This is a genomic window from Bacillus cereus ATCC 14579 (genome assembly GCF_000007825.1).
In the GTDB taxonomy this organism is placed as follows: Bacteria; Bacillota; Bacilli; order Bacillales; family Bacillaceae_G; genus Bacillus_A; species Bacillus_A cereus.
The window spans coordinates 2,399,372-2,420,878 of the sequence record NC_004722.1 but is presented as its reverse complement, the minus strand read 5'-3'; the positions used below and the strand labels follow the sequence as shown (position 1 = coordinate 2,420,878).

Sequence of the window (21,507 nt, the reverse complement as noted above, 5' to 3'; positions counted from 1 at the left end):
GCTTCTATTACAAAGATTTCTATGTCTCTACCAATTACTTTTTACATTATCCCCTTAAAAAGTAATGCTCTTAATATATTCATTATTCCCTACACTTGATATGCAGGTATTGGTCTCCCCTTTTCGTTCATAGCGTTGCATCTTTTGCACTCTTTACTTTTCAGTTAATGAAAGGGATGTTTCTTTTATCCCTTCAAATTCATTTAATAGGTACTTAGCTATCTTTTCAACTGCGGGGAAGTCTACTATTTCCTCATGTGATCCAGGGACAGAATACTTATTTACTCTTCCTTTTAATAAAGGTCCCCAATCTGTAAACAGCTCTTTTCCTTCCTCAGCACTAAAATAGAGAACTTCTCCAGAGTATGGTATTAAATCATGATCTGCCATTATGTTTAGGCATTTCCTATGAGCATTGATAACTTGCTTCAAATTCATAAGATCTGCATCAGGCGGGAGTACTCCTTCCATAAGTAATCGCTCTACAAGCATATCTTGTTCATGGAAGAGGCCTTTCCCCCGCTCAGTAAAATCTCTAGAAATGAAATGCTCATATATATATGAGAGCATATCCTCCGTTGTTTTATAGTCCTGCTCTGAAGGTACTTTAGTATCCATTAGTATCAACAACTCAACTTCCTCACCTTGATTCTTTAGTACAGTTGCGATTTCATAAGCAATCGCACCGCCTAAAGACCATCCTCCAAGACGATATGGACCTTCTGGCTGAACACGTTTGATTTCTTCAATGTAAAGTTGAATTACTTCCGGCAAGGTCAATTCATCAATTTCTCCCTTTTCTATAAGAGGATTCTGTAAACCATAAAATGAACAATGGTTCTTAAGTAATCTTGCTAGTTGAATGTAACAGAATACATTTCCCATAAACGGATGAACACAGAAGAAAGGTCTTTTCTCTGATTCTTGTAGTGGAACCAGCGCTGATACAGATTTTGTCATATCATGCTTATCGCGAATAAGGCATGCGATTCCTTCCAATGTTGGATTCTTAATCAATGTAGACACCTTAATCTCTTTTCCAAACTTCTCCTTAATTTTTGAAATCAATTTAATTACAAGGAGAGAATGTCCCCCTCTATTAAAGAAATCATCATTTACATAGACATCTTCTATCTGTAACACATCCTGCCAGATTTTAATCAACTGATATTCAATTTCATCCCTTGGAATGATTGGTGTAGACAAATTATTTTTTCTTTGAATTGTTAAACTGTTCAATGCCTTTCGATCAACTTTTCCATTCGGTGTAAGAGGAATCTTGTCTACCTTTATAAAGTGTGCGGGAACCATATAATTCGGTACTTGTGTCTTGAGATATTCACGCCAGTCATGCATACTTCCATCTCCAACTACATAAGCAACCAATCTCTGCTCTCCTAGCTTATCCTCTGTCACCAAAACTACTGCTTCTTTTACCAATGGATGCCTCTCTATACTCGCTTCAATCTCTTCAAGTTCAATACGAAAGCCCCTAATTTTCACTTGATTATCAATTCTTCTCAAGTAATCTAAATTACCATCAGGTAAATAACGAACCAAATCTCCCGTACGATATAAACGCTCTTCTTCATTAAATGGATGACGGATGAATCGCTCTGTTGTTAATTCTGGACGATTCAAGTATCCTCGCGCTATACCTGCACCACCAATATATAGCTCACCTGTTACACCAACTGGAACAGGTAACAAATTTTTATCTAATACATAAGTTTGAACGTTCGGCAACGGACGTCCAATTGTAACTCTCTTACTATCTGTTTCGATATGATAACACGTTGCATCAACCGTACATTCTGTAGGACCGTATACGTTATAAAAATCAATTTTTTCAGTCTCTACTAGCTGTTTCCATAATGACGGCATGATTGCTTCACCACCGACCAATATCTTGCTTGGCACATGAACATCAGCACTTGTTTCTAGTAATCCTCCATCTATAAGTAATTGAAGTAATGAAGGTGTCATATCAAACATTTCCAATTTATTCTCCCTAATATAAGACACAAATCGTTCCGGATTAGTGCGAACTTCACTTGGGATAATATATAAACTTGAACCATACAGCAGCATTTGTAATTGCTGAATAGATACATCAAAGGCAATTGACGCATTCAAACCGACGCGCATATTACTAGGTATCTCATGTGAGAAAACTTCTTTTTGTAAACCATAGGATAGGTTTATTACAGAATGGTGCTGTACTAAAGCCCCCTTTGGATTCCCTGTCGAACCAGAAGTATAGATAACATACGCTAAGTTTTCCCCTGTTACCTCACATATTGGTGAAAGTTTGCTTTCTTGAGAAAGCATTGCTTGGTCCCTATCTAGGCAAACTGTCTTGATGTCTTTAGGTATCCATCCTAGTAATACCTCATTTGTAACTAACACTCTAATTCCCGTGTCTTCTAAAATATATTGCAGGCGGCTTTCCGGATTCGATGGATCTAATGGAACATAGGCTGCTCCAGCCTTCCAAATTCCCATGAGACCAACAACCATCTCAACTGAACGCTCAAAGCAAAGGCCAACTAATGACTCTGTCCCAATTCCACATTTCTGTAAATGATGAGCTAATTGATTAGCTCTTTCATTCAGCTCTCGATATGTTAGTTGCTGTTTTTCATCTACCACTGCCAACGCGTCAGGCGTACGATGTACTTGCTCTTCGAATAGTTGATGGATCGCATTCTCACGTGGATAGGATATAGTATTATTATTCCATTCTTCCAATAGCTTTCTTTGTTCAGCTTCCGTAATATATACTAGCTCCGATAGATTTTGATCAATGTTTTTGAGCATTTGCATTAACACTTGGTGTAAATGACCCAGCATTCGTTCAATGGTTACTCTATTAAACTTACTACGGTCATACATTAACTTTAACGATAACTGGATTCCTGGAACTACAGCTAACCCTAATGGGTAGTGGGTTTGTTCTACCCCTTCCAATTCACCAATTTCCAGATTTTCTGAAGACTCCTCTTTCACTGGATAATTTTCAAACACATATAAACTATTGAACAGCGGTATTCCTCTAGGAACTTCACTCCACCCCTGAATCTCTGTCAAAGAAGCATACTCATATTGTCTTCTTTCTATCTCTTCCTCTTGTATCTTCTGCAACCAATCTATTAATTTTATATCATCCATCAATTGAATTCGCGTCGGTGACGTTGTAATGAAAGGACCTACGATGTTTTCAACAGCAATAATCTCCGTAGAACGCCCTGAGCTTGTTACACCAAAAACAATGTCATTTTCTCCACTATATCGGCTCATGAGATATGCCCATGCACCTTGAATTACTGTACTCAAAGTAAGTTTATTGCGTTTCGCCCATCCTTGTAACGCTTGAGTCTGCTCTTCTGATAAATACGTAACCTTCTCTGTGTAACCTTTTTCTTCCTCTTTACTTTCTAAGCCCAGCAAAGTTGGCGCAGTAAAACCTTTTAGCTTCTCTCTCCAGAATTGTTCCGCCTGCTCCTTATCTTGCTCTCTTAGCCATTGGATATATTTCTTATATGGTGAGGACTTAGGTAACTTCACAGCTTCTCCATTCATTCTCTTCTGATAGACTGTAAGTAATTCATTAAATACTAATGGTAAACTCCATCCATCCAGTAAAATATGGTGATGGGTCCAAACAATCCGATATTCTTCCTCACCTTCTTGAATGACTGTTACCCGCATCAATGGTGCTTCATCAAATTGGAAGGCTTGTTTTCGATCTAATGCCAAAAAGACTTTTCTTTTTTCCTCTATCTCTTCACTTGTCATTGTACGCCAGTCTTCTTTGTTCACTTTAAATGGGATATTTTCATACACCACTTGTACAGGTTCTTCAATTTCGTCCCATACAAATGCTGTACGAAAAATTTCATGCCGCTGAATTACAGATTTCCACGCCTGCTCAAATGTAGAAATATTCATTTTTCCTCGAATCATAAAACTCAATTGCACTATATACGGTGCAACATGTTCATCCCCTTGGTCATGCAATGTGTGGAAAATCATACCTTCTTGCAAAGGTGATAGTGGATATAAATCAGTAATCTGATTGTTCTTTCCGCGATGCATTTTGTTTAGTACATTTGTCAAACCTTCTTGGCTAAGATTAGCCATTGCAAAATCCGAAATGGTCAGTGCAGATTCTCTATCTGAAAATTGAATCAATGTACTCAGTTGATATAGCATATTCTGTGCAATACTTTGAATCGTTGATTTGGCAAATTGTCCAACATTGTATACCCAAGTGAAATGAAGTTTTCCATCCGTTACAACCCCAATTACATCAATTACATGCGATCGCTTGGAACCGGCAGCATGATCTAAACGCTTAAATTCGTTCTCCGGAATAAACATTGCATCGCTAGAAAACATTTGGTCAAATTGTCCAAGATAGTTAAAACTAATAGACGGTGTATATTGGGAGCTTAATGGCTCACACATTGTTGTGTTCATGTAACGCAACACCCCATAATCAACACCCTTATTAGGAATTTTGCGAACTTGTTCTTTAACTGCTTTTAATGCTGCAATTGGCGTATTAGCATTAGTAATATTTAAATGAACTGGGTAAATACTTGTAAACCATCCCACGGTTCTCGATAAATCAACATCTTCAATAATCTCTTCTCGACCATGTCCCTCTAAATCTACGCTTAGTATCGGCTGCCCCGTACATGCTGCTGTAGCTTGTACCAATGCTGCTAATAATACTTCATTGATTTGGACACGGTGAGTGCTTAAAGTCTCTTGCAATAACATACGGGTCTCATTCTCGTTTAACACCACAGTAATTTCCTCAGTTACTGCGCTTACTGGATTACTTATAGTACCATCTACTGGCAGTATAACTACGTCTTGTTCAACCTGCTGCTCCCAGTAATGTAGCACTTCTTTTGATATTCCAGTTTGAGCGTAATGTTGTAATTTCTCCGACCATTCTTTAAAAGATGTACTCTTCATAGGTAATTGAATTTTTTGCCCTTGGACCGCTTGCGTATATGCTGTTTGCAAATCTTCCAATAAAATCCGCCAAGAAACACCATCCACGGCTAAGTGATGAATTGTCCAAAATAATCGACCAGTCTCCTCACCTTCATCAAAATACACCATTCTCATTAAAGGACCATCATGTAAATTCAATCTTTCTTGTGCAACATTAATCTCTTTTTGAATAACTTCATGCCAATCCGCTTCCGGCACTTCGTCTAATGAAATGACAGTCAGCATCAATTGTTCTTCAATTCCTTCATTCCACTGTTCCCAAGTCCCATTAGGTAAACGTTCATATCTTAAACGCAGGGCATCATGATGAAGTAGAAGGTTACGCGCTGCCTTTTCCAGTGATCCTATGTCCAATTTTTCTTTCGTTCTAAAGAACATGGATTGATTCCAATGATGTGGATTAGGATGATTTTGCGCAAAAAACCTTTGCTGAATAGGTGTAAGTATCGTCTCTCCAGTTATAATTCCTTGTTCAGCTTGTACACCTTGTTCTTCTTTGACTACTTGCGCTAACTCAGCAATCGTTTGGTGTTCAAATAGTTGTTTTGGTGTCAACTGTAAACCAGCTTGCTTTGCGCGAGAGACAATCTGAATGCTAAGAATTGAATCTCCACCAATTTCAAAAAAGTTATCATAAATACCAATACGTTTTGAACCTAGCACACGTTCCCAAATGATAGAAAGCTTATGTTCACGTTCATTTCTTGGGGTTGCGTAGCCTTCTTGTATTCCTTGATAATCTGGTATAGGTAACGATTTCCGATCAACCTTTCCATTTATGGTTAGCGGTAATTCTTTCATTTCGACAAAGTAGGAAGGTATCATATGGATTGGCAGTTTTGTTTTAAGATACTCTCGCCATTCTTCTACACTACCTTCGCCCACTACATAAGCTACTAACCTCTTATCTCCCGACTGATTTTCCCTAACTATTACAACTACCTCTTTTACCAAGTCATGCTCTTGTAAAGTCGACTCAATCTCCCCAAGTTCGATTCGAAATCCTCTAATCTTCACTTGATTATCCATTCTTCCTAAGTAGTCTATATTACCATCAGGAAGATATCTCACAAGATCGCCTGTTCTATATAACCTCTCGCCTTCTTTGAATGGATGAGAAATAAATCGTTCGGATGTTAACTCTGGACGATTCAAGTACCCCTTTGCTAGACCTACTCCTCCGATATAAAGTTCCCCCATCACACCAACTGGAACTAGCAACCTATTACTATCTAATACATAAGTTTGGACGTTAGGCAATGGACGTCCAATTGTTACTCTCTTACTATCTTTTTTGATATGATAGCATGTTGCATCAACCGTACATTCTGTAGGACCATATACATTATAAAACTGTATTTTATCAGTCTCTACTAGCTGTTCCCATAATGACGGCATAATTGCTTCACCACCAACCAGTACCTTACTTGGAGCATGAACGCCATCGCACGTTTCTAACAATCCGGCATCTATAAGTAATTGAAGCAATGAAGGTGTTATATCAAAGATTTCTAACTTGTTCTCCCTAATATAAGCTACAAACTGCTCCGGATCACTTCGTACTTCATTCGGAATAATATACAAACTTGAACCATAAAGCAGCATTTGTAATTGCTGGATAGATGCATCAAAGGCAATTGACGCATTTAAACCGACATGCATGTTAGATGGTATCTCATGTTCGAAAACCTCTTTTTGTAAACCATGCGACAAGTTTAGTACAGAATGATGCTGTATCAAGACACCCTTTGGATTCCCCGTTGATCCTGAAGTATAGATAACATACGCTAAGTTTTCTCCTGTTACTTCACATTTTGGTGAAAGAATGCTTTCTTGTGAAATCATTGCTTGATCCCTATCTAGACAAACTATCTTGATTTCTTTAGGTATCCAGTCTTGCAATGACTCGTTCGTAACTAATACTTGAATTCCAGTGTCCTCCAAAATATATCGTAGACGACTCTCTGGATATGATGGGTCTAATGGAACATAGGCTGCTCCAGCCTTCCAAATCCCCATAATACTAACAATCATCTCAACTGAACGCTCAAAGCAAAGTCCAACCAATGATTCATTCCCAATCCCGCATTGCTGAAGATAGAGGGCCAATTGATTAGCTTTTTCATTCAGCTCTCGATACGTTAACTTCTGTTTTTCATCTACCACTGCTACCGCATCAAGTGTACGATTTACTTGCTCTTTAAACAGCTGATGAATCGTACTTTCCTGTGGATATGCTACAGCATCATTATTCCACTCCTCCAACTGTTTTTGCTGTAATACTGACAATATAGGCAACTTAGCTAATGATTTATCAGGATTCTCCACGATTACATTCAACCAGTTCCCAAAATGTTCAGCCATGGATTCAATAGTTAAGCTGTCAAATAAATCAGTTCTATAAACAAAAGTAAGTAATAAACCCTCTTCCACTTCTGCAGCAGTTAAACTTAAATCAAACTTAGCGATAGGAGCATTACTTTCTATTACTTCTATATTTCTTCCATGTAGTTCTGGTAGCTTCTGTCCCGTATTTTGCAAAGTAAACATGGTTTGGAAAATCGGAGAATGGCTTGTATTTCGTTCAGGTTGGATAACCTCTACAATTTTCTCAAACGGAACATCTTGATACTCATACGCCTTCAATGCTTTTATCCTCACTTGAGACAACAACTCTTGAAATGCCGGTGCATTACTTAAATCAGCTCGATAAACCAATGTATTGACAAAGAAACCAATCAGCCCTTCAATTTCTCGATAATTTCGATTTGCAATTGGGCTGCCAACAATAATATCCGTTTGTCCCGTATAACGAGCAAGGAAACTTTGATACGATGCCAATAAGGTCATGAAAAGCGTTGCCCCTTCTTGACGACTTAGTTCGTTTAATTTATCCAGTAATGAGCGTGACAACAGCACATTATGAGTTAATCCATGGTGGGTTTGCACTGGCGGACGCGGACGATCCATTGGCAACATTAAGACTGGTAACTCACCAGATAATTCTTCCTTCCAATATGCAAGCTGTTGATTTAGTACTTCATCTTTCAACCATTCTCTTTGCCACTGAGCAAAATCTGCATATTGAACTGGTAGTGGTTCCAGCTCTGCTTGTTTTTCACCAATCGCATTCTCATAAAATGCCATCCATTCTTGAAGTAAGATTTCCATCGACCATCCATCTGAGATAATATGATGCATATTACACAGAAGAACCCATTCTTCTTCTGAAATTCTTATGAGTTTCCCACGGAACAATGGCCCTTGGTCTAAATCAAATGGAGATTCGACTTCAGTTTGAATCCATTGCTCCAACTTTCTTTCTCTCTCCTCTAATGAAAGCTTAGTTAGGTCCATTTGCGGAAGAGGACGGAAAATATAAGGTTGAATCTGCTGCACAGGATGACCTTCTTCTTCATGAAATACCGTCCGCAAAGATTCATGACGCTCTATTAACTGATTCCATCCCAACTCCAATCCCTCAGGTAACCAATTCCCTGTAAGGCGGCATGCCATTGGCATATTATAAAGTGCACTATTAGGTGCAAATTGATCAATAAACCATAAGCGCTGTTGGGCATAAGATAGTGGAATATTATTTCCGCGTTCCATCGGCACCAATGGTGGAATTTCTCGTTTTTCGCTCCCCTTACGTAACTGATCTATTCGTTTTGATAATGCCTCGACCGTTGAATATTCGAACAGTTCACGTACTGGCAATTTGATTTGAAAGACTTCCTGTAAACGTGAGACCACTTGTGTAGCAAGTAGAGAGTGACCACCAAGCTCAAAGAAAGAATCCTGAACACCAATTTCTTTTATTCCTAGCACTTGCCTCCACACTGAAGCGATAAGTTCTTCCAGCGGAGTTCGTGGGTATACAGTATTTTCGGCGGATTGTTCACTAAGTATAGGCAATGCCTTCAAATCAAGTTTTCCATTCGGTGTAAGTGGTAAAACTTCCATCTCAATAAAGTTTGTTGGAACCATGTAATTTGGTAAATGTGTTTGTAGATGTTCTCGCCATTCATGTACACTTCCTTCACCAACTACATAAGCTACTAATCTCTTGTCACCTTGATTATCCTCTCGTACCAATACAACTGCTTCTTTCACAGAAGAATGTGCCTGCAAAACAGCTTCTATTTCTCCCAATTCAATCCGGAAACCACGAATTTTCACTTGGTCATCTATACGGCCATGGAACTGGAGATTACCATCAGAAAGATAACTTGCTTTGTCTCCTGTATAATAGAGACGTTCTCCTGACTTGAAAGGATGTGGAATAAATTTTTCCTTTGTAAGATCCGGACGATTAGCATATCCACGTGCAAGATTCTTCCCTCCAATATAGAGATCTCCAATTACACCAATTGGTACTAGCTGAAGATGAGAATCTAACACATAAACTTCTGTATTCGCAATCGGTCGACCAATCGATGGCGTACCTGTTGTCACTCCTACAGGTACATAACAATCTGTGGTAACAACGGTATTTTCCGATGGCCCATACTGATTAATTACCGCAAAAGGAATATCGTTAGATGGATACTGCGTTAATTGATCCCCACCAGTAATGATAAAACGAAGATCCGTTTTATCTGGCCAAGATAATTTCAAGAGCCTTTCCAGAATAGGCGTAGGTGCAAAGCTAGCTGTTATTCGTGAATCAATGAGCCAGTCCCTTAGTGCTTCTGGATTAATTCTCAGTTCCTCTGTTGACAAGTAGAGTGCTGCGCCAGCAGTTAGATACGGCCAAATCTCCTGGACAGCCGAATCAAAAGCAACCCCTGCAATCTGAGTCGCACGATCCTCTGCTGAAATATGATAAACTTCCTGATGCCAAGAAACCATATTCATTAATGAGCGATATTCAACCATGACACCCTTCGGTTTTCCTGTAGAACCAGAGGTATAGACAATATAGGCTAAGTTCTCTGGATTTATTTGACGTGTAGGTGCGATTACGCTTTCCACCGTTAATTCTTCTAACCTCACCATTTCGACGTGTGCGAAATGTCCTTCTTGTCCTTCCGCCGTCACTACAAATTGAATTCCTGCATCTTCAATCATGTATTCTAACCTTGATTTTGGATACAACGGATCTAAAACGACATAAGCTCCACCAGCTTTTAAAATGCCCAGTAAACTTGCCATCAGCTCAGCTGACCTCGGAAGATAAACTCCTACCACTGACTCTGGGGCTACTCCCTTTCGTTGTAAAACATTTGCCAACTGATTTGCTTGTGTATCCAGTTCACCATAAGTCCACTGTTTTGTTTGGTCAACTACCGCAATCGCATCAGGACGCCTTGCTACTTGCTCCTCAAATCTGTCGCAAACAAGACCCTGATGAGACATTTCCATTACAGTGTCATTCCATGTTTCTAATAACAAAGTACGCTCGGGTTCTGATAGCATACTCAGGTCATGCAACGGATTTTGTGGACGATGAGAAACTTCATGTAGCCATTTCTCAAAGTGTCCTGCCATCCGTTCAATAGTAGTAGCATTGAATAAATCCTTATTATACTCAAAAGTAAAAAGTAACCCCTCTTCCGTCTCAGCTGCCATTACACTTAAATCAAACTTTGCAATTGGACTATGGCTTTCTATCATTTCAATACTTCTACTAGATAACACCGGAAACTCTTGTTTCATATTTTGCAAAATGAACATAGTCTGGAAGATTGGCGAATGACTTGTACTTCGCTCCGGTTGCACAACTTCTACAATTTTTTCAAATGGAATATCTTGATATTCATACGCCTTCAATGCCTTTTGACGAACCTGATACAGTACATCTTGAAATGTCGGTCTACCACTCAAATTAGCTCGATAAACCAGCGTGTTAACGAAGAAACCAATTAGTCCTTCAATTTCTCTATAATTCCGATTCGCAATTGGGCTTCCGACCAGAATATCTTCTTGTCCCGTATAACGAGATAGAAAACTTTGATATGCAGCTAAAAGCGTCATGAAGAGTGTAGCCCCTTCTTTTCGACTAAGTTCATTCAATTTATCATGTAGCGTGCTTGGCAGAACCAGAGTGTATATCGACCCGTGATGAGTTTGTATCGCGGGACGCGGGCGATCCATAGGAAGTTGGAGTACAGGAAGCTCCCCAGACAATTCTTCCCTCCAATATTGGAGTTGTTGATCAAGCACATCCTCCTTTAGCCATCCTTTTTGCCACTGAGCAAAGTCGGCATATTGAACCGGCAATGGTTCAAGTTCCGCTACCTTTCCATCCGTTGCTTTCTCATAAAATGCCATCCATTCTTCAAGTAGGATTCCCATTGACCATCCATCTGAAATGATATGATGTAGAGTACAAAGGAGTATCCATTCTTCCTCTCCCACGTGCAAAATACTTGCCCTGATTAATGGACCCTCTGTTAAATCAAATGGCACTTCTGTTTCTTGTTGAATTAAACGTTTAACTTCTTCTTCTTGATCTTCAGAAGAAAGCATAGTTAAATCCGTTTTCGGAATTGATTGAAAAGCATACGGTTCAATTTGCTGTACGGGTTGACCGTTCACTTCGTGAAAGACCGTCCGCAGTGATTCATGACGTTCTATTAGTTGATTCCATCCCGTTTCCAATGCTTCAAGTAGCCAATTCCCTGTAAGGCGGCATACCATTGGTATATTGTAAAGGGCACTATTAGGTGTAAATTGATCAATGAACCATAAGCGTTGTTGGGCATAAGATAGTGGGATAGCTTCTCCTCGTTTCATTGGTATCAGCGGCGGAATCTCTCGTTTTTTATCTCCTTTACGTAACTGATCTAATCGCTTTGCCAGTGACTCCACCGTTGTATATTCAAATAGTTCACGTACTGGTAATTCAATTTGAAAAATTCCCTGTAAACGTGAAACTACTTGAGTAGCTAGTAGTGAATGACCACCGATTTCAAAAAAGGAATCCTGAACATTAATATTTTTTATTCCTAACACTTGGCTCCAAACGGAAACGATAAGCTCCTCCACTGGTGTTCGTGATGAAGTAATATCTTCACTTATGAACTGTTCTTCTAATTCCAGTAAGGCTTTCCGATTCACCTTACCATTTGGAGTGAGTGGCATACCTTCAATTTTGAAAAAGTATGCCGGAACCATATAATGTGGCAGTTGCTTCTTGAGATATTCACGCCACTCCCCAGTATCGCCTTCACCCACTACATAAGCTATTAACTGCTTATCTCCTGGTCGATCTTCCTTCACCAACACGACTGCCTCTTTTACAGATGAGTGATCATGTAAAGCTGCTTCAATTTCTCCCAATTCAATTCGGAATCCTCTAATTTTAACTTGGTTATCTATTCTTCCAATATATTCTAAGTTACGATCATTCATATATCTCACCAAGTCACCCGTTCGATATAATCGTTCCCCATCCTTAAAGGGATGCGGAATAAAACGTTCAGTAGTTAAATCCGGTCGATTGAAGTAGCCACGTGCTAATCCTACTCCTCCAAGGTAAAGTTCCCCTGCCACACCAATCGGGACGACTTGTTGATATTGATCTAACACATACAACTCTGTATTATCAATCGGACGACCAATCGGAATAAGCATTGGTTCTTTTTCTAAATCACAATCGTAATAAGTCACATCCACAGTTGCTTCAGTAGGACCATACAAGTTAATTAACTTTGTTTGCTGAACATTGTAAAAGATCCCCTTAAACCGGCGAACCTGCTCAGTGTTTAACGCTTCTCCACTAGTAAAAACTTGAATTAAAGACGATACATCCCTTTTCGAATTATATAGTTCCATATAATCTAAGAAAGTAGATAACATCGACGGAACAAAGTGCATGGTGGACACGCCGATATCGTTCAATATACTCTTCAATCACCGCAGGATCTTTCTCTCCTCCTGGTGGAAGTAAACAAACACGTGCTCCTACAAATGACCACCAAAATAATTCCCATACAGAAACATCAAATGAAAACGGTGTCTTTTGTAGGATTGTATCCGCCCCGGACAATGGGTATTTTTTCTGCATCCACTGTAGGCGGTTGATAACGGAATGATGTTCAATCATTACCCCCTTTGGATTTCCCGTCGAACCCGAAGTGTATATAATATAGGCTAAGTTATTTGCTGTTACTCCACTTACCGGAGCTAAATTACTCTCTTTAGAAATCATCACTTGATCCCGATCTAAACAAATTGCTTGAATATCTTTAGGTAACCAGTCCTGTAGTGCCTCTTTTGTTAACAGCACTTGAATTTGTGAATTCTCCAAAATATATCTCAGGCGGTTTTCAGGATAACTTGGGTCCAGTGGGACATAAGCCCCACCTGCCTTCAAAATCCCAAAGAGACCGATAATCATATCAGGAGAACGTTCAATACATATACCAACCAATGATTCAGGTCCGATACCTCGTTTTTGTAGAAAATGTGCCAATTGATTCGATTTTTCATTTAGTTCTTGATACGTTAGCTTTCCACCCTCATAAACTACCGCCACTGCATCAGGTGTCCGTGCAACTTGTTGCTCAAATAGCTCATGAATCATACAATCATGACCATAAACTACGTCCGTATCATTCCATTCTTCTAAGAGTTGTTTTTGCTCAGTATCCGATAACATTGACAGCTTTGTATATGATTCATCTGGATGATACGTGATTTCATTTAGCCAGTTCTCAAAATGTCCTGCCATACGTGCAATGGTACTACTATCAAATAAATCCGTGTTGTATTCAAATGAGACGAATAGACCTTCTTCCACTTCATAGGCAGTTAAGCTCAAATCAAATTTAGCAATAGACATATTACTTTCTACCATTTCAATACTTCTATCAGGCAAATCTAGTCGTTCTTGTTTTATATTCTGTAGCGTAAACATGGTCTGAAATATAGGGGAATGACTCATGCTTCGTTCAGGTTGCACAGCTTCTACCATTTTTTCAAATGGTATATCTTGATATTCGTAAGCTTTTAACGCCTTTTTCTTTGTTTGGTTCAAAATCTCCCGAAAAGTAGGGGTGCCACTCAAATCTGATCGATAAACCAATGTATTAACAAAGAAACCAATTAATCCTTCTACTCCCTTATGGTTCCGATTTGCAATCGGGCTACCAACTAGAATATCTTTTTGTCCCGTATAACGAGCGAGAAAGCTCTGGTATGCGGCCATTAAAGTCATAAATAAAGTGGATCCTTCTTGTCGACTTATATCCTTCAATTGACTGAGCAATTTATAAGGAAAAATCACGTGATGCGCAGCCCCAGAGTAAGTCTGCTTAACCGGTCGAGGTCGATCCACTGGCAGTTGTAAGATAGGAAGCTCACCAGACAATTCTTCCTGCCAATACGTAAGCTGACGAGTTTAGCACATCACCTTGCAACCACTCCTTTTGCCACTTCGCAAAGTCTGCATATTGAATAGATAATGAACTTAATTTAGCAGGATTTCCGCCTGTTTCTTCTTCATAGAAAGCAAGGCATTCATTCATGAATATACCAATGGACCAAGCATCAGAAATAATATGATGCATCGTACACAGTAATAACCATTCATCCTTCTCTAATTGAACAAGCTGATTACGAATTAAAGGACCATTCATTAAATCAAATGGTTCTTGCGCTTCTCTCGCAATTAAACTATCTACCTCTTTTTCTTTTACTTCTAGAGGAAGTTGAGAGTAATCCCTTACAGGTAATGCGCTAGGAAGGAATTCGACAATTTGTTGCACAGGCTGTTCTCCTATTTCTTTAAAAACAGTTCGTAATGATTCATGACGTTCAATGAGTCGATTGAATCCCTTCTCTAATGCTTCAGGTATCCAATTTCCTTTTAGATGCCATACTGTTGGAATATTATATAAAGAACTGTTTGGGTTAAATCTGTCCATAAACCACAAACGTTGTTGTGCATAAGACAACGGGAGTGCTTCTTTATTCTCCTTTTTTTGCATTTGCTTCTGAAGCCATGCTCTCTTCTCAGGAGAAAGTGAACTCAGCTTTGCAAGTAAATCACTTCTCATTTTTTTACCCCTTCCTCAATCAAATTACTCTCGAATATCCCTTGTGCTTCTTCCTCTGATAGCTCCTCTAATTGCTTAAGTAGTTCCAATAATTCTTCATCATTACTCACTTCTGCTTCTTTTTGAACATAGTCTTGAAGACTTACATTCTCCTTACTATCATTCTGCATTTCTTGATTTTTGTTATCGAGCAATTGATCAATCTGTTCTGCCAATTGCTGCACCGTATGAAACATAAATAAATCATGCAATGGTATCTCGATTCCAAAAGCCTCTTTAAGATTGGAAACAGCTTGCGTAGCAAGTAATGAATGTCCACCAATTTCAAAAAACGAATCCTGAATTCCGATGTTTTCCATACCTAAAACTTCATGCCATATCGAAACAATTGTTTTTTCCGTAGACGTACGAGGAGCAATATAACAACTCGCTATCTCCTGCTTCTCTGGTGCTGGTAAAGCCTTCCTATCAATTTTCCCATTAGGAGTGAGTGGAAATGCATTTAATCCAACAAAATAGGATGGAATCATATAATTTGGTAGTTGATCCTTGAGATAATCACGCCACTTTTGAGCATCCCCGTCTCCTACAACATAGGCGATCAAACGTGGATCGCCAGGATAATCTTCCCGCACCATTACAATAGCTTCGTTAACTAATATATGCCTTTGTAATGCCGCTTCAATTTCTCCTAGTTCAATCCGGAACCCACGAATTTTTACTTGATGATCAATTCGTCCAACATACTCCAAATTTCCATCTGGTAAATACCTTACTAGATCTCCAGTCCGGTATACTCGCTCTCCTTCTTTAAACGGATGCGATATAAAAAGATTTTGCGTTAAGTCAGGGCGGTTTAAATATCCACGTGCTAACCCTGATCCACCAATGTATAGCTCACCAACTACACCAATTGGAACCATTTTTTGTTCGGCACTTAGTACATATACTTCTGTATTGAATATTGGTTTACCAATTGGTGGTACCCTATACATGACACCCTTTTCTAATTCCATATACGTGGAATACGTAGTATCTTCGGACGGTCCATATAGGTTGTACACCTTTTCGATTGTACTTCTCTCGTATAAATCTTGAACAAGCGAATATGGCAATGGTTCTCCAGCCAAATTCATCACCTTTACCGAAGAAGGGATTGTTTTTACTCGAACCAGTTCCTTCGCTACCGATGGCACAGTATTAACCAAAGTTACACCTTTGGTAGACAACTTCTCTAGATGTAGAGCATTTTCAGTGACAATCACCTTACCACCCATCGTTAAGGGAACAAATAATTCAAAAACGGATAAATCAAAAGATAGCGAAGTTGAAGCTAACACTCCCGCTAATTCCTTTCGGGAATACGTACGATGCGCCCAATGAATCATTGTTACTGTATTCCTGTGCTCAATCATTACTCCCTTTGGATTTCCAGTGGAACCTGAAGTATAGATAATATAGGCTAAGTTATCGCCCGTCACTTCACTCATACATACCGTAGTTACTTCTTGTTCTATTTCTGCTCGATTACGATCAATACAAATCACGTCAACGAATTTAGGTATAACCATTTTTTGTTGTAACTTTTCCTGTGTCACCAGTACCTTTATTTGAGTATCCTCTAAAATGTATTGCAGTCGACTTTCCGGATACGCTGGATCAATTGGGACATATGCTCCTCCTGCCTTCATAATTCCTAAGAGGCCTACAATCATCTCAGATGAACGTGTAACACAAATCCCAACCAATGATTCGAAACCTACACCATTTTTCTGTAAATAATGTGCCAACTGATTCGAGCGTTCGTCCAACTCTCGATATGTTAGTTCTTCATCTTCGCACACTACTGCAATTGCTTCTGGTGTTTTTTTCACCTGTTCTTCAAACATTGTATGAATCGTACTTTCTTCCATATCTATAACACGCGATTTATTCCATTCCTCTAGTAGTTGCTTATATTCTACTTTCGATAACATATTCAGTTCTGATAGTACACATTTTGGATGAGAGACAATTTGATTTAACCAATGTTTAAAATGACTTGCCATACGCTCAATGGTTGTATCATTAAACAAATCAGTATTATATTCAAAGGTTAGTGATAATCCTTCTTCCGTCTCAGAAGCAAATAAACTCAAATCAAATTTGGCAACAGAAGCATGGCTTTCCATGAGTTCCATTTGTCTTTCAGATAGCTGAAGAAACTCTTGTTTCGTATTCTGTAAAGTAAACATAGTTTGGAATATTGGTGAATGACTTGTATTCCGTTCAGGTTTTACGGATTCTACCACTTTCTCAAATGGGATGTCCTGATACTCGTATGCTTTTAGCGCTTTTTTTCTTACCTGCGACAAAAGTTCTTGGAACGTCGGATTTTCACTGAAATCAGCTCGATAAACCAACGTATTTGCAAAGAATCCAATTAATCCCTCAATCTCTTTCACATTTCGATTAGCGATTGGGCTTCCAACTATAATGTCGTCCTGTCCTGTATAACGAGAAAGGAAGCTTTGATACGCTGCCATCAATGTCATAAATAAAGTGCATCCTTCTTGCAGACTTAAATCTTTGAGCTTTTCCTGTAGGGAATTCGCCACTATTAAGGACTGACTTGCACCACGATGGGTTTGAACTGCAGGTCGAGGACGATCCATCGGTAATTGTAAAACCGGTAGTTCCCCAGATAATTCTTCCTTCCAATATTGAAGATGCTGATTCAAATTCTCCTCTTTTTGCCATTCCTTCTGCCACATGACAAAATCTGCATATTGGATAGATAACTCCTTCAATTCCACTGGTTTTCCGGTTAGTGCTCCTTCATAAAAAGCCATCCATTCTTCAAGTAAGATTCCCATTGACCATCCATCTGAAATAATATGATGCATCGTACAAATGAGAACCCATTCTTCCCTGTCCACTTTCAATATTCGTGTTCGAATCAGAGGATCTTGTCCAAAATGAAATGGTTCCTCCGCCTCGTTTTGAATAAGGCGTTGCATTTCTTTTTCCCTATCTTCCAAAGAAAGATCTGTTAGATTCGTTTGAGGAATATGTCTGAACACATGAGATTGAACCTGTTGAAAAGGTTCACCCTCTTGTTCTAGAATTGTCGTCCTTAATGATTCATGACGCTCCAACAATTGATTCCATCCGACCTCCAATGCTTCAATTGACCATTTACCTGTTAAGCGACACGCTGCATGAATATTGTACATAGCACTATTTGGCATTAATTGATCAATAAACCATAGACGTTTCTGCGCATAGGAAAGTGGGATAATTTCTTCTCGTTTCATAGGTACAAGAGGAGCAACCTCTCGTTTTTTATCTTCTTTTCGTAACTGATCCACTCGTTTCGCCAATGCTTCCACTGTATCGTGCTTGAAAAGTTCACGTAATGGAATTTTAATTTGGAACAGTTCTTGCAATCTAGAGACGATTTGAGTAGCAAGTAGTGAGTGCCCACCACGTTCAAAGAAGGAATCCTGAATACTAATATTTTCTATCCCTAACACTTGACCCCAAACCGAGGCAATAAGCTCTTCCGATGGCGTCCGAGGTAGCACATTTAAATCTTCAATAACTTGCTCATCAGGTGCTGGCAAGGCCTTTCGGTCAATTTTCCCATTTGGAGTAAGCGGGAAGTGTTCTAACTCTATAAAGTGCGCTGGAATCATATGAGTCGGTAATTGTTTTTGTAAATACTCTCTCCACTCTTGGGTATTTCCATCGCTTATTACATATGCAACCAATCGTTGATCACCTGGACGATCTTCTCTAACTAATACGACAGCCTCTTTAATAAACGAACATTTTTCTAAAGTCGCTTCAATTTCTCCTAATTCAATCCTAAAACCACGCATTTTGACTTGGTGGTCCATTCTACCTATAAATTCTAAATTTCCATCAGTTAGATATCTTACTGAATCTCCTGTTCGATATAGTCGTTCCCCAAATCGATATGGATGCGAAACGAATTTTTCAGCAGTAAGATTCGGACGATTTAAGTATCCACGTGCCAAACCAGCACCACCAATATATAACTCACCCTCAATTCCTATTGATTGCAAGCGTTGATTTTGGTCTAATACATATAATTGCGTGTTCTGTATTGGTTGCCCAATAGAAACAAATTCTTGATTAGGCTGAATATCAAATGCATTCACATAAATAGTGGCTTCAGTTGGCCCATAAAAGTTGGTTAATTTCACTTGTCCACTATAATCCCATTTCTGTTGAAAACGTCTAACTAACCCTGAACTTAGTTCTTCTCCACCAGAAAATACATGGCGTACGGACGAACAATTCATGTTCAATTCAATATGATTGAAGTGGTCTAAGAAAACAGATAACATCGAAGGTACAAATTGAACTATAGTAACCTGATGTTGTTTAATCACTTCAGCTATAATAGAAGGATCTTTTTCTCCACCTGGAGGTAGGAAAGATACACTTGCACCAACGTGAATGCCCCAAAACAATTCCCAAACAGAGACATCAAATGAGAATGGCGTTTTCTGCAAGACCACATCCTTTTCAGAAAGCGGATATTTATGTTGCATCCATTCTAGATAATTAATTACTGAATGATGCTCAATCATTACTCCCTTTGGATTCCCTGTAGATCCTGAAGTATACATAACATACGCTAAATTTTCTCCTGTTACACCACTTATACATGGGGTTGTTTCTTCTTTTTCAATTGCAGTGTAATCTTTATTCATACAAATCGTTTCTATATTTTCAGATACAAACAAATTTTTAGAATTCTCTTCCGTCACTAGTACTTCGATTCCAGCATCCTCTAATATATATCGAAGTCGACTCTCTGGATAAGTAGGGTCAAGTGGAACATACGCTGCTCCTGATTTTAGAATACCTAATAACGCTATCATCATTTGTAATGAACGTTCCATATATACCCCAACTAGAGACTCTGGGCCTACACCATGCTTTTGTAAATAATGAGCTAGCTGATTTGCACGCTTCTCCAACCCTTTATAGGTAATTTGTTCATTTTCGTAACTAGCCGCGATTGCTTCCGGTGTTTTTTTAACTTGCTCCTCAAACATCGTATGAATCATGCCTTCAGCCGAATAATTAACTTGAGTATGATTCCATTCCTCTAGTAACTGTATCTGTTCTTCTTCTGTTAAATGGGTAATTTCAAATAGTTTTGAGTCTAGGCTCTTCGTCATCTGAATTAATATTTGCAATAAGTGATTCTGAATCAGATTTATTGTTTCTTCATTAAAATAGCTTCGATCATACATCAACTTTAAAGTAATTTTCTTACCGGGCATTACAATGAGTGTTAAAGGATAATTTGTTTGTTCCGTGCTTTTAACATCTAGTAATCTTAAATCATCATTTCTCTCACCTTGAATTGGATAATTTTCAAACACATACAAGGTATGAAATAAGGAGCTATTTCGCGGAACCTCACTCCAGCCTTGAATATCTATCAACGAATTATACTCATACTGTCTTCGTTCCATTTCTTTCATTTGTATTTTACGAAGCCAATCTACTACTGATGTATTATCCGCTAATCGAATTCTGGTAGGTAATGTGTTAATAAATAGCCCCACCATATTCTCTGCTCCCATTAAATCAGTAGGACGTCCAGCGCTAGTTACGCCAAATACGACGTCACTGTCACCGCTATACCTACTCATCAAATAAGCCCATGCACCTTGTACTAACGTATTCAACGTTAATCGACTATTTCGTACCCACTCTTGTAAATTCTCAGTAAGTTCCTCAGATACTTGATAAGCACACTCCCCATAACCCTTCTCTTGTCCTTGATCCTTTCTTTCCATTGCTAATGGAGTAGGTGCATAGAATCCTTTTAATTCTTCTTTCCAAAATTCCTCTGCTTGACTTTGATCTTGTTTATTTATCCATTGAATATATTTTTTATAAGGAAGAGATTTAGGAAGATTCAAAAATTCTCCCTTTATCATCTTGAGATAAACTTCCATCACTTCACTAAAGACCAATGACACACTCCATCCATCTAGCAAAATATGATGATGTGTCCAGATAATTCTCGTTTCCTCTTTTGCTTCTTTAATCGCAGTGACTCTCATCAATGGTGCTTCATCCAATAAAAATCCTTTCCTACGATCTGCAGTCAAAAACTGTTGTAATTTCTTCTCCTTCTCCTCATGCGAATAGGTACTCCAATCCTCTTGATGAATAGTAAAAGGAAGACGTTCGTAAACTGCTTGTAGAGGTTTTTCTACTTCTTCCCAAACAAATACTGAGCGCAGAACCTCATGTCGTTGAATAACATATTCCCAAGCTTTTTCAAAAGTAGCAACATCCAATTGCCCCCCGAGCAAGAAACCTACTTGTACAATATAGGAAAAAGAATGTTCATCATCTTGATCGTATAAAGTATGAAACAGTATTCCTTTTTGCAAAGGTGATAAACCATATATATCAATAACGTCTCCCATTT

General features: G+C 38.8%; 1 protein-coding gene and 1 pseudogene. Both read right to left on the bottom strand.

Going from position 1 to position 21,507, the window contains the following annotated elements:
- Positions 1-153 precede the first annotated feature (153 nt).
- Positions 154-15,038, bottom strand: a pseudogene (locus tag BC_RS12280) (non-ribosomal peptide synthase/polyketide synthase).
- On the bottom strand, positions 15,035-21,505 hold the full coding sequence (locus BC_RS12275) for a non-ribosomal peptide synthetase (protein ID WP_000503026.1): 6,471 nt from the start codon (positions 21,503-21,505) through the stop codon (positions 15,035-15,037). Before BC_RS12275 ends, BC_RS12280 begins: the two are co-directional and overlap by 4 nt.
- Positions 21,506-21,507 lie beyond the last annotated feature (2 nt).